Consider the following 17,159-nt stretch of genomic DNA (forward strand, 5'->3'; position numbering starts at 1 on the left):
TGGATCCCCGCAGGGCCGTGGCGACACACGGTGGTCGTGTCATGCTCGAATGGCAGAATCAGTGTCGGTACGCGGCAACGGAGCCGGAATCATGGGCAACCAGCTACCCATGAAAAATCGAGGCTAGATAAGGCCGGGCAAGCTTCCTAACGCGCCAGCTCGAGGATCGCCACGGCTGTGAAACTCAGGTCGCACCGAGCGTTATCCCATTCTCGATCACTACTCAACCGAGACGATCATCAACCAAATTGGCGACCCGTCTCATAGAATTTGATGCTGCCATACCGAGCACTAAAGCGCAGAGGTTAGAGACAGGTCTCGTCGCCATCGCATGCGGGGCCAATGCCACCCAGATCGGTTGCAAAGTTCATTCGCGAAGGGTCATGATCACCGTTTGACGGGTCGTGACGGCTGCGTTCTGCCTGATTGTTTTGTCAGAGTGTGAGCAGGTGAGGAACCGTGCGAGCCTTTCCCGTGCGGCCGTTGCCGGCCTACTTCAAGCCAACGAACTCCGTTACCGCCGACAGCTCTCGCCGAGCCTGCGACAGTCCCATCCGATGGGCGGCAGCAAGCCGCGAGAGATCGCGAGTGCTGTTGTCGACCGGCATGCGTTCGGGCGCGAAGACATGCGCTTTGCCCTCCGCTTCGAGCTCGAAGATGCGTTCACGGGTCTCGTTATAGCGCTTCCACCTAGTCAGCAGTGCCTCAGCCAGGGCCGGATACTTTCTGAAGATGCCGCGAAAGACTGCAGGGAATCGCTGCGGCACTTTCTGGTAGACACGTTCTTGCGTGAGAACAATGACGAACTTCTCGAAGCCCTCGCGCTGAGCCTGACTCAACGCGATTCCGCCGTCCTCCCCCATCGCACCGTCGACGTACACGTGCCCATCGAGGTGCACCGGCGGCATGACAATCGGCATCGTCGATGATGCCTGCACCCGGATCATCAGATCGTCGATGTTCGGGGTATCTTTCTTCGACCACACCGCCTCGTCGCCGGTCACCGCATCGAACGCGATGACGCGCATGTCGCCGAGGCTTGCCTCGTAGGTGTCCCAGTCGAAGGGCAGTGCTTCGTCGGGTGCACCTGCTCGCTGGTAGATGTACTCGCCGTGGAACATGCCCTTTCCCCGAGCGAAGTACCGCCATCCGCCGAACTCTTCTTCCGCCGCGAACTCAACGAATGACCTGCGTATCCTCCAGGCATCTCCGGACAGGTAGTTCACTGCTGTGGATGCTCCGGCGCTGATACCGGCGACCCAGTCAAATGACAGGCCCGCTTTGAGTAGGGTGACGGCCATGGCGCTGGTGAGCGATGCTCGCATTCCACCGCCTTCGAAGATGAGTGCGGTATCGCTGATTCTCGTCGTCTCCACTGGCTCCGTCATTTGGCCTACCCGAGCCCTTCCCACGTCATCCGCTGCCTGAGCGCTGGTGCGAGGACCAACGCCGCAATCACACTACCAGCAAGTAACATCCAGGCGCCGAAGTAGGTGAAGAGTTTGAGTTCTGGCGCCAGTGCTGGCCCAAAGTCAGCGGCCATAAGGATCACCCCGCCGAGGATGAGTGCAGTTGAGACGATGACCTGAATGAACTGTTCAACCGTGGAGACCAGCAGGTTCTTGATGGTCGCAATGTTCAGCCCACTCGTTCCGACGTCGAGCGTGCCGTCCTGCAGGTGACCGGCGATGCGCGAGATCTGTCCGGGCAGCTCAGCGATCTGTGGTGCGGTCGCCGCCGCGTAGAGCGTCATCTCGTGTCGGTCGACTCCCAGTCCCCCGACCTCACGCAGCAGCATCTTCCCGTTCTGCGTGACTAGGGCCAGCAGGTTGAGTTCCGGCACCAGACGAGTAATCGATCCCTCGAGGGTACTGATAGCACGGAATGCTGTGGCTACCGAGGCCGGCATCCGGAAACCGAAGTCGACGACGAAGTCAATGAGCTCGCCGAACAGCGCCGCCGAGCTCGACCCCGGTGCCCCGTCTCCGTATTTGAGCATGATCTGCCCGATCTCACGCTGCAGCTCGCGCAGATTGACCTCGCTCGGTGTGCCGAGCAGCTCAAGGATCGCGGCGGTCGCCGCTTGTGAGTTCTGCGAGTCGAATGCCATGAGCAGAAGTGCGATTGCTCGGCGGTCGCGTTTGTCGATGCGCCCGACGGCACCGAAGTCGACGAGGCCGGCACGGCCCGCGCTTGAGACGACGATGTTTCCGGGGTGGAGGTCGGCGTGGAAGATACCCTTCCCGAGCACCTGTCGGACGACCATGAGGAAGAGGTCCTGGGCGATCTCTCTGCGCGCGATTTCGGAGAGGTGATCGACCACCTCGGCGCCGTGGGAAAGAGGGGAACCCTCAACAAGGTCCATGACGATGACGAACTCGCCGGAGAGATCCTTGTACACGTGCGGGATATGGACGACGGAGTCGGTCTGCGTCGTCGACCGGCCGGTCTCGTCGGCGAGGCGGAGGGCTTCGATGTGCGCAAGCTCACCACGGTAGTCGAGTTCGCCCTGGAGGGAGTCGACGAAGCTGCGGGCGAGCTTGCCGATGCCGATCTTCTTCGCCCATTCCGTGGTGCGTTCGAGTCGCTCGGCGAGAGTGAGGACGATGTCGCAGTCGGCGCGGACTTGCTTGCGGATCTTCGGTCGTTGCACCTTCACGGCCACGGCTTGGCCCTCCCAGGTCACGGCACGGTGGACCTGGGCGACGGAGGCGCCGGCGAAGGGGATTTCGTCGAACTCGGCGAACACCTCGGCGACGGGTTTGCCCCATTCGGACTCGAGCTGGTGTTTGACCTCGGAGAACGGGACGGGTTTCACCCCGGCTTGGAGGGTGGAGAACTCTTCGACGAACTCGTGCGGGATCATGTCACCGCGGGTGGCGATGAACTGGCCGAGCTTGATGAACGTGACGCCTGAGGCGGCCAGGGCATCGCGGGTGGTTGAGGCGATTTCGCGCAGGGACACGCGCAGGGTGGGGATCCGCGGTTTGAGGTAGCGGGCGAGTCCGAATTTAATGAGGATCTTTTGGATCTGTGCGAGTCGGTTGAGGCGGCGGTACCAGGTGGGGATCTTCGGCGCGTTGCGGATGAGTGAGCTGAGTGTGCCCGAGGGCATGATGAGTTCGATCGCGAGGAGGACGAACATCTGGATGACGATGAACCAGGCGAAGAGGAGCAGGAAGACCATGATCGCGGGGAAGCTCATGTCGAGGGTCGGATAGTATCCGCCTGCGGAGATGCCGAGCATCTTGTAGGCCTGGAGGGTGATCGGCCAGATCGACAGGCCCATGATGAGGGAGACGATGGTGTTGCGGGCGGCTCCGGTGCCGGTGAGCATCATCCGCCGGACGAGGAATCCGACGATGAGCGCGCTGAGGACGCCCAGCCCGATGGTGTAGAGGATCGTCATACGTGGGCCTCCCTGAGTCAGATATCATCGTGCCGCTACAACACGTTTCAGCCTAGTTGATGTTGCCTGAGGTCAGGCTGGGTATGCAGTGGTCAAAGTCGATCGTGAACAGCGTGGACAACATCTGAAATGTGCGGATAACATCCAAACATGTCATCTGATCAGGTATCTCTGCCCGACATCGTGAAGTCCCGCCCTGCAGCTGAACAAGACATGGCGCAAGAGGTCGCGGAAATTGTCTCCCATCTGCTTGGCGACCGCCGGTCAATCATTGACCCCTCCGTCGAGATCTGGACAGCCAAATCAGCCGAGGATCTGCGTGCACGGATCGAGGATGATCCGATTTTCGGCGGTTCTATGGGGCAATGGAAAAAGCTGGACATCCAATTGGCGGACGCACCTCGAGAGGTAGTGCTCTTGGCCGCAGAGCTCGTCTTCCTCCGGGAAGTACCTGTGTTGGAAGCTCGCCCGGCAACACGGAAAGCTCATGTCGAACAGGTCCTCTCCCACCTGGACACCCCAGTCGAACTGTCCCAGGTCATTCTTCAATCGTTCGAACGACCTTCCGGCGACGTAGGATTCCGGGCCGGACGCGGATTCAACGGCAGGTTGTGGCTGCACTTAGCTTGGGCTGCAACCTTCATCCGCCATTGGGAATCTTTAGATGAAGCGACTCAGAACCAAGCACGAAATGATCCTTGGATTCTCCAACAGGTGATGCTCGAATGTGGGGATGATCAAGCGAATATTCGAAACGCCTTTCAGTTCCTTTTTCGGCCGGATGTCTTCGAACCTATTGCATCTGCAACGACAAAGATCCAGGTGCGCGATGGGCTTGCCGATTGGGTTGGCACAATCTCCGGCGACGATCCAGCAGCGGTCGACCGCGACCTTTTGACAGCGAGAGCGTCCCTGGCGGAAGAGTTCGAGGGTGAATTCGGATTCTGGTACGACGGTGTCCGAGAGCTCTGGGACGACAGTTTCATCGACTCAGAGTTCGATGGGACATCTGACCCAGATGAAGACGCTCCACGAGCACGTCGCTACTGGCTCTACTCCCCCGGTAGCCAAGCGTCGGAGTGGAAGGTGTTCTCGTCTGAAGGAATCATGGCACTCGGTTGGGATATCGGGGACCTCGCCCAATTCCCAGACAGGGATTCCATCCGCCAAGCTCTTGACGTTGATGAGACTGGGTCATCGATGAAGAACGACGTTTTGGCGCTTTGGCAGTTCCAGAATGAGATTGAGCCAGGAGACATCGTCTATGCCAAGAAGGGGCGTCGACTGCTGGTCGGCAGAGGCGAGGTCACATCTGCAGCGCGGTACGAGGCAGACCGCAGATCATACCGCTATGTCCGGACCGTGGAGTGGACACATGACGGTGAGTGGGAAAATCCGGAAAACGCTGCGATGAAGACTCTCACCGATATAAGTCAATTCCCTGGGTACATTGACCAGCTCGAAGAGCTGTTCGCCGAAGACAGCGAAGCCGTGCAAGAACCTCTTCGAGAAACACTCCCGACCTACACTCGCGAAACCTTCTTAGAGGAGGTCTTCGTCAGCGAAGACGATTATGATCGTTTGGCATCTCTACTCAAACGCAAGAAGAACATCATACTGTCCGGTCCTCCCGGAGTCGGCAAGACTTTCGCAGCGAAGCGACTCGCTTACTCGATCATGGGCGTTAAGGATACCGATCGCACTCAGATGGTCCAGTTCCACCAGAGTTATTCGTATGAGGACTTCATGATGGGTTACCGACCGACAGAAACCGGTGGGTTCCGATTGGAGCAAGGACCGTTCTATCGGTTCTGCGAAGAAGCCCGAGCTGACGATTCAAAACGGCCGTACTTCTTCATCATCGACGAGATCAACCGAGGCAACATCTCGAAGATATTCGGCGAGCTGCTCATGCTTATTGAATCGGACAAGCGCGGACAAGAGCTCCGACTGCTTTACAAGGACGAGTTGTTTACCATTCCAAGCAACCTCCACATCATCGGCATGATGAACACCGCCGATAGAAGCCTTGCCGTTCTCGACTATGCACTGCGACGGCGCTTCGGATTCTTTTCGATGCGGCCCGCCTTCAATACTCCGGGATTTGCAGATTGGCAGGCTGAGGTCGCCAACTCGAAATTTGATGGCCTTGTGGATGTTGTCACCCGGCTCAATGTTGACATCGCCAATGACCTATCGCTTGGCCAGGGCTTCACGGTAGGTCACAGCTACTTGACTCGTCCGAGAAACGGCAATCTCGATGAGACCTGGATCCAATCGATCGTGCACGATGAGCTCATTCCACTTCTCGACGAATACTGGTTCGATGAGCCGGAGAAGTTCGAGAGCTGGTCCAAGGAACTCAAAGCCATACTGACATGAGTGCATCAACTATTCTCATACGAAATGTGTACGTCATGATGGCGTATGCATTTCGGGCACTGCAAACCCGTGATATTGCGTCTGTCAAGGGCGAATCGTTCGACCACCTCCATGACCTCCTTGCCGATTTGCTTCGCCGAGGTTTGAGTTCGCAAATCAAACGCGGTCTGCATCACGACTATCTTCCACAAACCGACACTCTCACCACTGTTCGCGGACGCATCGACATCTCCCTGACAGCTAGTTCTCGATCAATGTTACGTGGACGGCTGGTCTGCCAATTCGACGAATACCTCCCCGACACTCCCCACAACCGAGCCCTCAAGTCAGTAGTGATCTTGCTGATCCGTCGCGGTCAGGTCCAACCGGTCCGTCGAAAGGCCCTCGCTGACCTAATGCCTCATCTCGCTTCGGTGCGAGAGATCAGGCCAACTGAGATTCGTTGGGGCGACCTGAGTATTCATCGAGCCAACGCGAATTACCGAATGCTACTCGGGATCTGCGAGCTCATCGTCAAAGGGCTGCTCCCAACCCAGGAATCGGGCGAAACGAAACTGTGGTCCTGGCTGAACGACGAAGCAATGAGCAGACTCTATGAGCGGTTCATCTTGCAGTACTACAAGGTCCATCATCCTGATCTGTCTCCTCATGCCCGGCAAATCCCATGGGCCTTCGACCCTGCCGAAAGCAGCGGTACCGGCCAGTTGCCTGTCATGCAAACAGACGTCACGCTCACCGATGGCAGCTCGGAGCTCATCATCGATGCGAAATACTACGGTCGGTCACTCCAATCAGGTCGAGGAGACAAACAGACGGCCCACTCGCACAACCTCTACCAAATTGCCACGTATGTGTGGAACGCCGACGTGCAACGCGAAGGCTCGGTCACTGGACTGCTTTTGTATGCTCGGACCGTCCACGAGGAACAGCCCGATGTCGACGTTGTCGTCCGCGGCAACCGAATTAGTGTCCAAACCCTAAACCTCGATCTCCCATGGGATGAACTCCGCGGCGTCTTGGAACACTTGCCAGATTCCCTACGAACAATCAGCAATGACCGCAAGACAGAGCTGCGAAGCAGAGGATGATTACTTTTACAGGAGGACAATGAGAAGCCCTCACAGCCGGTCGAAACTTCGTATTCGATAGTTCACAGATTCGCACCCGCAATTAGACCATAAAATCAAACATAAAGCTCCGGTATTAGGCCTACAGTTGCGATACCTTCGCCTTCACGAAAGAATCATCCCGATCTAAACAAACGAAGGAAGGCAAAACATATTAAACGACAGGAAAACAAACGCCAAACCTGCCCCTTAATCAAACGAAAGTGAACTCCATGCGAATTAAAACTGTCCGAATAAACAACTACCGTGTCTTCGATGACGTTCAAATAGAATTTTCGGAAATCACCGCTTTTATTGGACCTAACGGTGTCGGGAAATCCAACATCCTGAGGGCGCTCGATTGGTTCTTTAACGGACCTCAAAGCAGTCTTACCGAAGCAGACTTTCATAATCGTGATACAAGTAAGCCCGTCCAGGTCGAGGTCATCTTCACCGACCTATCCGAGATTGATCGGGATGCTCTGGGAAAGTACGCACCATCGGGAACTCAATCATTCACTTGCTGGAGAACCCAAGACACCAATGGGGCCGATATTCGATCGGCGAATTCCAAAGGGTTCAGTTCCTTCACACCAATAAAATTGGCATCAAGCGCGGCAGAAAAAAAGCAGCTTTACAAGGATCTTCGAGATGGCCAGCCAGATCTAGGTCTCGAAGACGCAAAGACTGCGGGGGCAATTGCAGACGCAATGACCGCGTGGGAGTCCCGGAACCCCGAGTATCTGACGGATGTTACAGAGCAGCTGGAGACTAACTTTTTCGGCTTTAACTCCCGAGGTAAGCTCAGAGGCATATTCGACTATGTATTCGTCGGCGCCGACCTGCGGGCAGGGGAAGAAACAATCGATGCCAAATCGAGTATCATCGGGAGAATTCTGGAACTAGCGGTGGACAGAACCGCCGCGGACGACGAAATATCCAACATAACAGATGATTTGCGCGCCAAACAGCAAGAGGCTTACAAGAAGGCCTTTGGTGATCAATTGTCCGGAATCGCATCTTCCCTCAACGCAGAGATAGCACGATACTCTCCAGGGCATAGCATTACAGTGTCGCCTTCGGAGTTGGATATAAAAGCGCCCAAAACCACATTCTCGGTTGAAGTTGTCAAGGGAAGCACTCGAACCGACGTCGAGGGCCAGGGGCATGGCTTTCAAAGGACTCTCCTTGTATCTGCACTTCAAGTACTTGCACATAGCGGCCCCGCGGGCAGCGAAGGAACAATTTGCCTCGCCATTGAGGAGCCTGAGCTGTTCCAACATCCGCTACAGGAGAAAGCTTTTGCGCGGGTTCTCCGTGAACTCGGTGGTGCCGAGAACAGCCAGGTCCAAATTGCATATGCCACGCACAGCCCCTCATTCGTCGACCCGCAATACTTCGACGAAATTCGACGTGTGACTCATGCTAGCGATGCTTCTACATCACCTACGGTTACGTCAACAACAATGGAAAGAATCCGCGATAGGGTCTCAAATGTAATTGAACCGGAAAAATTCTCAAAACAAGTTTCTTCTGTAATTAGCGATCGATTACCCGTGGCGCTCTTCGCGGAGCAGGTTCTGGTAGTTGAAGGGACGACAGATGCGGCTGTTATCCTTGGGGTCGGAGACCGGCTATCCACAGTGGTAACTGAAGTTACCGGGTTGTCAGTGGTGCCGGCTGCGACGAAACGCGATGTTGTCTTATTCTCTGCAATTCTCTCCGAGCTGGAAATCCCCAACTATGTACTCTTTGATGGGGATGCCAATGTTGACGAGCGAATGCGAGCAAAAAACCAGAAGGCATCCACTATTCAGAATCAAATGACCGCGAATGCCGAAATTAATCGCGCTCTAATGGAATATTTTGGTACCCCTCCCACTGATTTTCCCAAGACCCAACTGTTCGATCGCTTCGCTGTCTTTGAAGATATCTTAGAAACATTTCTAGATGTTGAATGGCCTGAGTGGGGATCCGCACTATCAAAGCTAGAAAACGAAAGTGGAGTCCAACTTCGAAAACACGCGGACAGCTACAGACTCGTGACCAGCCAAGTTGACGGTCAAATTCCCGAATTTTTCCGTGATCTTCTCAAGAGGTGCAGTCTAAAAATGCCAGACGACGCAGACAGAATCAGCTGATTCACGACCTCGATGATCCTCAGTACAGTGCAATATTGTAGTGATAGGTAGTCATCGCTCTCGGCCCCGTCTAATCTCGATGTGGCCGAGAGCGATTCGATCGGCTTCCCCTTCGCTGCCTCGAACGACGCCGAGAACGATGCCATCTACTCCCGGCAGGCTTGGCTCCAGCCTGAGACCGAGGTAGTCGAGCTAGAATATCCCCACCGTCACTCCGGCCGGTGCTCACTCATGACCTTCTTGAACAGCTCGTCGCCGAGCTTGTCGTAATTCGCGTCCTCCGGGTACCACTCGTCGAGTGAGGCGAAGTCGCCCTTGTCGTCGTAGCCGAGTTCGGACACGGACTTCGCCCACTCAGATCCAGCGGTGCCCAGCGTCTTCGGCGCGCCGTCAACGCCAGCCTTCGCAGCCGTCTTATCCGACAGCGTCTTCGCGTACGTCGCCATCTGCTTCTGCACGTCATCGTCGAAAGGCTTGACCGAACCGTCGTTGTCCTTCGCCTGCTCGACGGCCTGCGCCTTCGCTCCGATGACGACCTCCATCATCGTGCTGAACGTCGTCGACATCGAGTCGAAGATGACCTGCTGATAGGCGACCGGCAGCTCCGAATACTTCTTACCCGCCGTGATCGCACCGGCCGACCGAGCAATACCCGCGTCCGAGGCCACACCGATGTTCGGGGCCACCTCGAAGGTGCCGGCCTCGACGTTCGGTGCCAACTGTCCGAGGTCGCAGTCGACGGTTCCGCGCTGCAGCGCCTCATAGGTCTCCGGGAACGACAGCGACACCGGAGTCGCACCCAGATCGGTCACCTGCTTGCCGGCGGCAGCCGAACCAACACGCACCTGCTTGCCCTTCCAATCATCGAGCGAAGTCATCGGCTTCGAGCACATCGTCGAATACCCACCGGCGGCGAGCATCGGGATGAGCGGGACGAGGTTCTTCTTCTCAAACTCCTCGAGCACCTCGGGCGTCTCCCACGCAGCCTGCACACCGGCCGCATTCGCCGCCAGATCACTGGCCACCGGCGAGGACGGCAGCGTCGACATAGCCGTGCCGATCGCGTCGAAGGCCGGGTACTCGGCCGGGGTGTAAGACGGCAGCGTGAACGCGAGATCGACTCGGCCATCGGCCAGAGCATCATCGACGGCGTCGTAGCCAGCGATCGCCTGACCCCACACAATGTCGACGGTGATCTTCCCGCCCGAACGTTCCTCGATCGCCTTCTTCACATCCAAACCATTGGGCGCGAGGATCGACTTCTCCGACATCGACGACGGCTGGAACTTGATCGTCACCGGGTCGAGGTCGGCCAGTGCCTCATCGATCTCGTCCTGGGAGGCGTCATAGGCGAAGCCCTCCCCCGCGGAGTCCTCCGACCCCGATCCGTCACCGCCGACGGATCCGGCGCATCCGGCCAACAGTGCCAGCGACGCGACCATGGCAATGGCGGTGGCGGGACGACATGCCGCCGAAGAGATGCGCTTCATGGGACTCCTTTGAACGAAGGCTGAGAAATCCCTTAAATTCTATTCCTTTGATTCTCAACCTTCACCATGACTCCCCTCACACCAGGTCACTCAGACCTGCGGCAGCCACACAGACGGCGCATGACACGGTTGGGCAGGGCCACCTCGGCGAGGATTATCCGGACATTCCCCCGCTCGTGCGGCTAATGAGGTCGGGCAGCCATTCGGTCATTCCGGGCACGGCGACCATGAGGATGAGGAAGACCACGACGACGGGCAGGAACCACAGCAGGGAGATGAAGATGTCGCGCAGGGTGACCGTGGCACCGAGGTTGACCTCGGGGTTCTTCGCGATCGAGTGGACGATGTAGGGGATGATGCCGACCGGCGGGGTGACCATGGCGAATTCGCCGAGGAGGACGACGAAGACTCCGAACCACAGCGGGCTCACGCCCATCGCCTCGAGGGTGGGCAGGAGGATCGGGATGGTCAGCAGCATCATCGACAGGGTGTCGAAGAACATGCCCATGACGATGTAGAGGACGATGAGGACGAGCAGGAATCCGATCCGCGACAGCCCGAGGTCCGTGATGAGGCCGGTGAGGATGGGGGCGAGTCCGGTGATGGCGAGCAGGCTCGTGAGCATGGTCGCGCCGATCATGATGAAGAAGATCGCCGAGGTGGCCGCCACCGTATCCATGGCCGATTCCGCGACCTTCCGCCACGGTCGTTCGCCCCGTTTCTCCCACACGCACAGCAGGAGTGAGCAGAGTGCGGCGGCGGCTCCTGCCTCGGTGGGGGTGAAGATGCCGGAGAACATGCCGCCGAAGAGCACGACGAGGATGACGGCGAAGCCCCAGACGCTGGCCAGGGAGGTGAAGCGGTCGCGCCAGGTTGTCGTGGGGCGTTCTGGGGTTGTGGGGTTGGTGGTATCGGTTGCTGCTTGGCCGCGGCCGACGAGTCTCGGGACGAAGACGCCGACGGCGAAGATGAAGGCAGCAAAGCAGACGGCGAGCACGATTCCGGGCAGGGCACCGGCCATGAGGGCGGGGCCGACGGGCACGGAGGCGATGCCGGCGTAGATGACCATGAGGATCGAGGGCGGGATGAGGTTGCCGGTCATGCCGGCGACCATGATCGTGCCCACGGCCATGCGTTTGTCGTACCCGGCCTTGAGCATTTCGGGAATGCCTGCGCGTCCGAGCGCGTAGGTCATGCCGATGGTCGAACCGGTGACTGCCGACAGTCCGGCACCGGCGAAGGTGGTGCCGATGCCGATGCCGCCGGGCAGCCAGGAGAACCAGTGGTCGGCGACGCGGTAGACCTTGCCGGACAGTCCCGATTGGGTGAGCAGCATGCCCATGAAGATGAACATCGGCAGCACGCTCATCGACCAGTCAGAGACCGCGCTGAACGGGGCGGTCGCCAGGATGTTCATCGTCGCCGGGATCCCGGACACGGCGTAGACGCCGATGATCGAGGGCACGGACAAGGCGATGGCCACGGGCACGGAGAGGAAGAGGAGGACGAGCATCATCCCGATGCACCAAGCTCCGCCGATCGCCGCGGACGGACTGGTGAAGAGACCGATGAGGCAGACGGCGACTAGGCCGAACCCGATGGTCAGGGCGAGGGCACCGGGGCCTTGGCGACGGCGGGAGTCCTTCGGGAACAGGGTGCGCGTGGTGGGGGCGGCGGTGCTCGGGGCGGCTGCGTTTGGATCGTCCGGGCGTGGGGTCGGGCCGGTGGTGTCGGTGTTCGCGTTCATTCGGCCGCCTCAGTAGGTCCGGGTCTCGAGGCCGTGTTCGGCGGGTTCGTCGGTGACCAGGTCTGGGTCGGGCTGCCCGGTGCGGGCGATGACGGCAGCGTCGAGGACGTAGAGCACGGCCAGGAGAACGAACACGATGGGCACGAGGAAGTACACCGGCCAGGTGATGACGTCGGAGACGTCGGCGGTCTGCCCGATCGCCATGTACTCCAGTGCCCTGGTGAGACCGAACCAGGCGAACGCGAGCGAGACGAGCGCGCCGAGGATGCACGCGAAGATCGTGAATACCGCGGCGGTGGCGGGCCTGGCCCGTTCGATGGCCATGGTCACGGTGATGTGTTCCTTCTGCAGCTGGGCGGCGGGGATGCCGAGCAGAGCCACGATCGGTAGGTACCAGTATTCGACGATTTCGTTGGTGCCGTAGATCGGGGCGTCGAAGAGGGACCGCGCGAGGGCGTGGGTGACGATGTGGAGCATCATGACGATGACGGCGGCGGCCGTGGTGACCGTCAGCCACCGGTCGAGGACTCTGTTGAAAGTGAACATCACGAGTCACTGTAGCTCTCTGGCGCGGGTTCGGCGCCGGAGTTCGGTGTGACTTCGACTGCGCGGAGTGCGTCGAGGAGGTCGTCGATCTCGGAAGCGGCGGCCAGGCTGTCGGGCATCATCGCGGTCACCCGGCGGGCGCCGGCTTCTTGAAGGGCGATGGGGTCGATGCCGGCCACCTTCGAGTAACGACGGGCGCTGCGGGGCAGGAGGGCGACGCCGAGTCCGTTGGAGACGAGTGATTGGATGGCGCCGGGGTTGTCGGTGATGTGGCGGGTGCGGGGTTCGAAGCCGGCGTGCCGGCAGAGTCGTTCGGCGGTGGAGCGGCAGCGCACGCAGCCCATAATCCAAGGTAGGTCGGCGACGTCGTTGAGGTGTTGGATCTGGCCGGCTCGGTTCCAGCGTTCGGGGACGAGGAGGTCGAGGTGGTCGGCCCCGAGGTCGACGGTGGTGTGTCCGGGCAGTTCGGGTGGTGTTTCGTCTTCGTGGTGGAAGAGGAAGGCGATGTCGATATCGCCGTCGTTGAGCAGGCTCAGCGCCTCGGGCGGTTCGGCCTCGGACACCTCGTAGGAGTGATGAAGCGGTGAGTCCGCACTTGCGCCGGCGTTCGCCTCGAGCCGACCGAGTGCTGCGGCCAGTGGGCCGATGACGAAGCTGGGGAATCCAGCGAGCCGGACATTGCGTCCGCCGAGGCCGAAGGCTTTCGCAAGGTCACTGCGCAATCCCGTCACCGAGGCGGCCACCTCGTTCGCGCGGATGCGCGCGAGTTGGCCGGCGGTGGTCAGTCGGATGCCGCGTGGAGTGCGGTCGAAGAGCGTGACACCGAGGTCCTTTTCGAGGGCGGTCATGTGTTGGGACAGGGCTGGTTGGGACCAGCCGAGTGTGCGAGCGGCGGCGCCGATGCTGCCGGCTTCGGCGATGGCACCGAAGATGAGAAGACGTTTGGGTTCGCCGAGAGTGAGAGCGTGTTCGAACACGGAAGACATAAGTACAGCTTATGTCAGAGCAGAGGGAACTGGGTCTACCGAAGGCAGATGATGCGCACCACACTGGAAGCAGTCGCGTTAAAGTCATTGCCGAGTTGAGGAGTTGGAGTATGCGCAGGATCGGTCTGCTGGGTGGAATGAGCTGGCATTCGAGCATCGAGTACTACACGAAGATCAATGATGCCGTGGCCAAGCAGCTCGGCGGTCATCATTCCGCGAAGATCCTGCTCGACTCGTGCGACTTCGCTGATATCCGGGAGCTGCAGGAGGCCAACGATTGGGCAGGCAGTGATGCATCGCTCGTCTCGACGGCGCAGCGCCTGGTCGATGGCGGCGCCGAGGCGGTCGCGATTGCCACGAATCTCATGCACAAGTGCGCCCCGGCAATCGAGGCGCAGGTCGACGCGCCTCTTATTCACATGGTCGATTCGATCGCGACGATGGCAAAGCGTCGGGGCTATTCGACACTGGCTGTTCTGGGCACCCGATGGACCATGCTGGAGGACTTCTACACGGGCCGACTCGAAGCCCAGGGCATCAAGACCCTGGTTCCCGATGAGGCGACGTGCCTCGAGGTCGATCAGATCATCTGGGACGAGCTCACCCAAGGCATCTTCACGGACAAATCGCGCGCTCGCTATGTCGAGATCATGAACGACCTCAAGACTCGCGGCGCCGAGGCAGTGACACTGTCGTGCACGGAGATCGGCCTCCTGGTTCCCCCGGAGACCGCTCCCCTGCCTGCCATCGACTCCGTTGATGCGCATGTCGCCGCGATCGTAGAGTGGATGCAATGCACATCGTAAACCACAACAAAAGATAAAACTGCAGCAAGAAACAGCCGACTTCGACTTACCTAAACAACACGGCATTGCCCTAAAGGGATCCCTACCTTCACATATAAGGCGGTCCGGCTACGCCACCCACTAAATGACCACAACCCCCACTACTACGAGCAGGTCAATAAGCAATCGCGAGATCCTCTTCCATATCATTGAGCAATTTACTAACTCGAAAATCGAATTCTCGATTTACTTCATATTCGCTCATCTTGCGCACATCAGCACGCACGAGCCCCGCAATCTTATACAACCATTCACGGCGGCGCGTCAATTTCATCTTATCAAAATTCGGAACATAACCGCTGACGTCTAATGCCCGGCGAGCCGCGCACCTGAAGGATTTCACAAATGATTTCGGACGAATCTTACCCGAAAGTCCATACATTACGACACGCTTTAGGACGAAATTGTCCAAACGATGCAGCAACGAAAAGTCTCTCATAAGCGAATAATATTGAAGCCACCCTCTTTTGTGTCCGTCGAAAACACAACCGGAAATCGTTAGGTTCAAATTATACTCGAGCCGCGCATTCCTACGCGATAGAGACTCCTGCTTGCGTAGCTCCTTCTTATAGTCAGCGAATAGTCTGGAGATCTTTCGTTCCAGAGCTTGAACGCTACTTTTGCGAACACTCGGAGTATTCCGCTCACCGCCTAATTTATATCCAAGATAGTCAACTTTATCCTCCAGCTTCCCGTGCGTAGTCTTAGAGCCACGCTCCTCCATGGGATGGGCCTGCAGACCGACAGGTTCAACAAGGGCGCAAACTTTCCTGAACAAAAGTTGATGCTGAACGCGAGGGCTGAGAATCAAGATATCGTCAACATAGCGACAATAATATATTCCCTTCACTCTGCGCATTTCTGAATCAAGATCACGCAAAGCAATTTCCGACAGTAGACTGGAGACTGCCAATCCCTGCGGAACGCCGCGTCCATTAGGAGACGAGGAAGCAACGTTATCAGGCGAAGTTGGAGTTTGAATGATCTTTTGCACTAGCTCTACAGCTGCAGGTAGAATAGCTCGCCCACCCAGCTTCTTAAGAATATATTCATGATCAATGCTTGGATAAAAATTCCGAATATCGATTCGGACGAAATATTTGTATCTACCAGAGTCTACCTCATCAACTAGGCGCGATACAGCGAGCTGGGGCAAGGGCGGATTGACCTCCGGAAAACACTGCTTAAGGAATATTTGCATAGCCTTTATAACAGCGCGATCACGGGCAGCGGGTATCGATACCTGACGCGGAGCACTCCGCGCACCCTTGCTTTTTAGCTTTGAACGATATCCAATTGGCGCGTATTTTCCATTCTCAATCTTGCGAGCAAGCATTTCGGAAATTGGTTTCCGCTCATTGAGCACATCCGTAGGTCTAGTGCCATCTCGCCCGCGCACTTTTGAACCGTGCAACACATTCTCTGTAAATGTAGCAAGTGATTCTGCAGAGAACAGCTCAGACCATAAATCTTCCTGACAGTTACCCAAAGATAATCCAAATCATGAAAGGAAGCACACCGAAAACGCTGGCACCAGACAAGACCAGAGGAATCCGAGAAATCCACGAACTACGCCACATGACGGAACGATATTGCTTGTTTGAGATCCCTCGAGATTTACGCTCTTCTTCGTTTAGTGAGGAATAGAAATCTGCGGTGGAATGATTGAAAGTCGTTCCCAGCTCATTGAGATATTCATCATTCAGTTTTTCAATTTCTTCCAACGAAACTCGATCGCTGCTATTCCCAGTAACGCATTGTTCGATTTTGGTTGATACTCTTTGCAGATTTTGATAATGCCTGAACAACTCGGAACTTTTGGCCCCGTAATTCGCATTTGTGACCAACAAAGAAACAGCAAGCACCACGATACCCAATATCGCCGAGATAAGATCTCCCCTATCGGCATATATTGAGGGTTCGACTAGACTAGTCGTGGCGATAATTGATGCCGTCAGCGCCATCAAGACAAGGGTTGTATCCCACCTTTTGCCTCTCTTCTCAATTCGCCGTGCAGTCTCGTGCCTAGACTTTCTTGTGATCTCTACTCGGTCCTGCAGTCTCTCGAGTAGTTCTTGACAAGTAGGTGTGCCTGGCCGCTCCCGACTTTCGTCGTGGCCACCACTGGTGTGATCGCTCAATTGATTATCGCTCCGTTGGGAACCGGCTTCAGTAGGAAGCCTGCATTTGCATTAGTTACAGAAGCCTAAGCTCTCGCTCAGACCAGCGGCCAGGTATCTGCCAATATATCAGCTAGGTGCGCTTGAGGTCTATTGCATGTCTGCATGTTCTGCTTCCGTCATATTGGAGTGTCAAGCGAGTACATTCTCCGATTTCTGCCACCCACCTTAAGAGGATGGTACCAAACTCCATGTCTGGGATTGCGAGCACGTTCTTTTCAAGAGTCGCCTCTAGAGTGGAAGTAGTCTGCAATCCCTTAAAATCAATCTCGCAATAGTTACATAGTCGTCTACATCTATCTTTCTGGAAACCCTATTTTTCGCATT

The 17,159-nt window shown here is 57.3% G+C and carries 12 protein-coding genes; 4 read left to right on the plus strand and 8 right to left on the minus strand.

What is annotated here, in order from left to right; translation table 11 throughout:
* Positions 1-491 precede the first annotated feature (491 nt).
* Both ACPUD7_RS00005 and ACPUD7_RS00010 read right to left on the minus strand, forming a co-directional pair.
* The gene (locus tag ACPUD7_RS00005; RefSeq protein WP_425118743.1) at positions 492-1,388 is read right to left on the minus strand and encodes a patatin-like phospholipase family protein; all 897 of its coding nucleotides are present in this window, start codon (positions 1,386-1,388) and stop codon (positions 492-494) included.
* A 5-nt stretch (positions 1,389-1,393) separates the two neighbouring features.
* Positions 1,394-3,409 carry an ABC1 kinase family protein gene (locus tag ACPUD7_RS00010; protein WP_425118744.1) on the minus strand — a complete coding sequence of 672 codons (2,016 nt, stop codon included), beginning with the start codon at positions 3,407-3,409 and terminating at the stop codon, positions 1,394-1,396.
* A gap of 150 nt (positions 3,410-3,559) precedes the next feature.
* On the opposite strand from ACPUD7_RS00010, the gene ACPUD7_RS00015 reads away from it, so the two are divergent.
* The 3 genes from ACPUD7_RS00015 to ACPUD7_RS00025 all read left to right on the plus strand — a co-directional run bounded on the left by ACPUD7_RS00015 (position 3,560) and on the right by ACPUD7_RS00025 (position 9,038).
* Positions 3,560-5,791: an AAA family ATPase gene (locus ACPUD7_RS00015; RefSeq protein WP_425118745.1), complete on the plus strand. Its 2,232-nt coding sequence runs from the start codon at positions 3,560-3,562 to the stop codon at positions 5,789-5,791.
* Positions 5,788-6,879 (plus strand): 5-methylcytosine-specific restriction endonuclease system specificity protein McrC, encoded by a 1,092-nt coding sequence (mcrC, locus tag ACPUD7_RS00020; protein WP_425118746.1) that lies wholly within the window; start codon positions 5,788-5,790, stop codon positions 6,877-6,879. Before ACPUD7_RS00015 ends, mcrC begins: the two co-directional genes overlap by 4 nt.
* 251 nt (positions 6,880-7,130) lie before the next feature.
* Positions 7,131-9,038 (plus strand): ATP-dependent nuclease, encoded by a 1,908-nt coding sequence (locus ACPUD7_RS00025; protein ID WP_425118747.1) that lies wholly within the window; start codon positions 7,131-7,133, stop codon positions 9,036-9,038.
* 209 nt (positions 9,039-9,247) lie between these two features.
* On the opposite strand, the gene dctP is transcribed toward ACPUD7_RS00025, so the two are convergent.
* From dctP to ACPUD7_RS00045, 4 genes are all read right to left on the minus strand, one after another.
* Positions 9,248-10,528: a TRAP transporter substrate-binding protein DctP gene (gene dctP, locus ACPUD7_RS00030; RefSeq protein ID WP_425118748.1), complete on the minus strand. Its 1,281-nt coding sequence runs from the start codon at positions 10,526-10,528 to the stop codon at positions 9,248-9,250.
* Between the two features lie 154 nt (positions 10,529-10,682).
* Positions 10,683-12,275: a TRAP transporter large permease gene (locus tag ACPUD7_RS00035; protein ID WP_425118749.1), complete on the minus strand. Its 1,593-nt coding sequence runs from the start codon at positions 12,273-12,275 to the stop codon at positions 10,683-10,685.
* 9 nt (positions 12,276-12,284) lie between these two features.
* Positions 12,285-12,821 carry a TRAP transporter small permease gene (locus ACPUD7_RS00040; RefSeq protein WP_009884128.1) on the minus strand — a complete coding sequence of 179 codons (537 nt, stop codon included), beginning with the start codon at positions 12,819-12,821 and terminating at the stop codon, positions 12,285-12,287.
* A complete protein-coding gene (locus ACPUD7_RS00045; protein ID WP_425118750.1) occupies positions 12,821-13,807 on the minus strand; it encodes a LysR family transcriptional regulator in 987 nt (328 codons plus the stop codon). The genes ACPUD7_RS00040 and ACPUD7_RS00045 overlap by 1 nt, the downstream gene beginning before the upstream one ends.
* Positions 13,808-13,917: 110 nt before the next feature.
* Between ACPUD7_RS00045 and ACPUD7_RS00050 the strand changes: the two genes are divergently transcribed.
* The gene (locus ACPUD7_RS00050) at positions 13,918-14,613 is read left to right on the plus strand and encodes an aspartate/glutamate racemase family protein (protein WP_425118751.1); all 696 of its coding nucleotides are present in this window, start codon (positions 13,918-13,920) and stop codon (positions 14,611-14,613) included.
* A 154-nt stretch (positions 14,614-14,767) separates the two neighbouring features.
* Here ACPUD7_RS00050 and ACPUD7_RS00055 read toward each other — a convergent pair whose 3' ends face one another.
* Positions 14,768-16,141, minus strand: coding sequence for a reverse transcriptase domain-containing protein (locus ACPUD7_RS00055; protein ID WP_425118752.1), 1,374 nt, complete (start codon positions 16,139-16,141; stop codon positions 14,768-14,770).
* Positions 16,134-16,793, minus strand: coding sequence for an SLATT domain-containing protein (locus tag ACPUD7_RS00060; RefSeq protein ID WP_425118753.1), 660 nt, complete (start codon positions 16,791-16,793; stop codon positions 16,134-16,136). Before ACPUD7_RS00060 ends, ACPUD7_RS00055 begins: the two co-directional genes overlap by 8 nt.
* Between the last annotated feature and the right edge of the window lie 366 nt (positions 16,794-17,159).

Origin of the sequence: Brevibacterium sp. FAM 24630, assembly GCF_049804075.1 — a bacterium.
In the GTDB taxonomy this organism is placed as follows: Bacteria; Actinomycetota; Actinomycetes; order Actinomycetales; family Brevibacteriaceae; genus Brevibacterium.

Coding starts and splice junctions, on each gene's coding strand:
- ACPUD7_RS00050 (WP_425118751.1), top strand. CDS start 13,918: ATGCGCAGGATCGGTCTGCTGGGTGGAATGAGCTGGCATTCGAGCATC.
- ACPUD7_RS00040 (WP_009884128.1), bottom strand. CDS start 12,821: ATGTTCACTTTCAACAGAGTCCTCGACCGGTGGCTGACGGTCACCACG.
- ACPUD7_RS00005 (WP_425118743.1), bottom strand. CDS start 1,388: ATGACGGAGCCAGTGGAGACGACGAGAATCAGCGATACCGCACTCATC.
- ACPUD7_RS00010 (WP_425118744.1), bottom strand. CDS start 3,409: ATGACGATCCTCTACACCATCGGGCTGGGCGTCCTCAGCGCGCTCATC.
- dctP (WP_425118748.1), bottom strand. CDS start 10,528: ATGAAGCGCATCTCTTCGGCGGCATGTCGTCCCGCCACCGCCATTGCC.
- ACPUD7_RS00025 (WP_425118747.1), top strand. CDS start 7,131: ATGCGAATTAAAACTGTCCGAATAAACAACTACCGTGTCTTCGATGAC.
- ACPUD7_RS00045 (WP_425118750.1), bottom strand. CDS start 13,807: ATGTCTTCCGTGTTCGAACACGCTCTCACTCTCGGCGAACCCAAACGT.
- ACPUD7_RS00035 (WP_425118749.1), bottom strand. CDS start 12,275: ATGAACGCGAACACCGACACCACCGGCCCGACCCCACGCCCGGACGAT.
- mcrC (WP_425118746.1), top strand. CDS start 5,788: ATGAGTGCATCAACTATTCTCATACGAAATGTGTACGTCATGATGGCG.
- ACPUD7_RS00015 (WP_425118745.1), top strand. CDS start 3,560: ATGTCATCTGATCAGGTATCTCTGCCCGACATCGTGAAGTCCCGCCCT.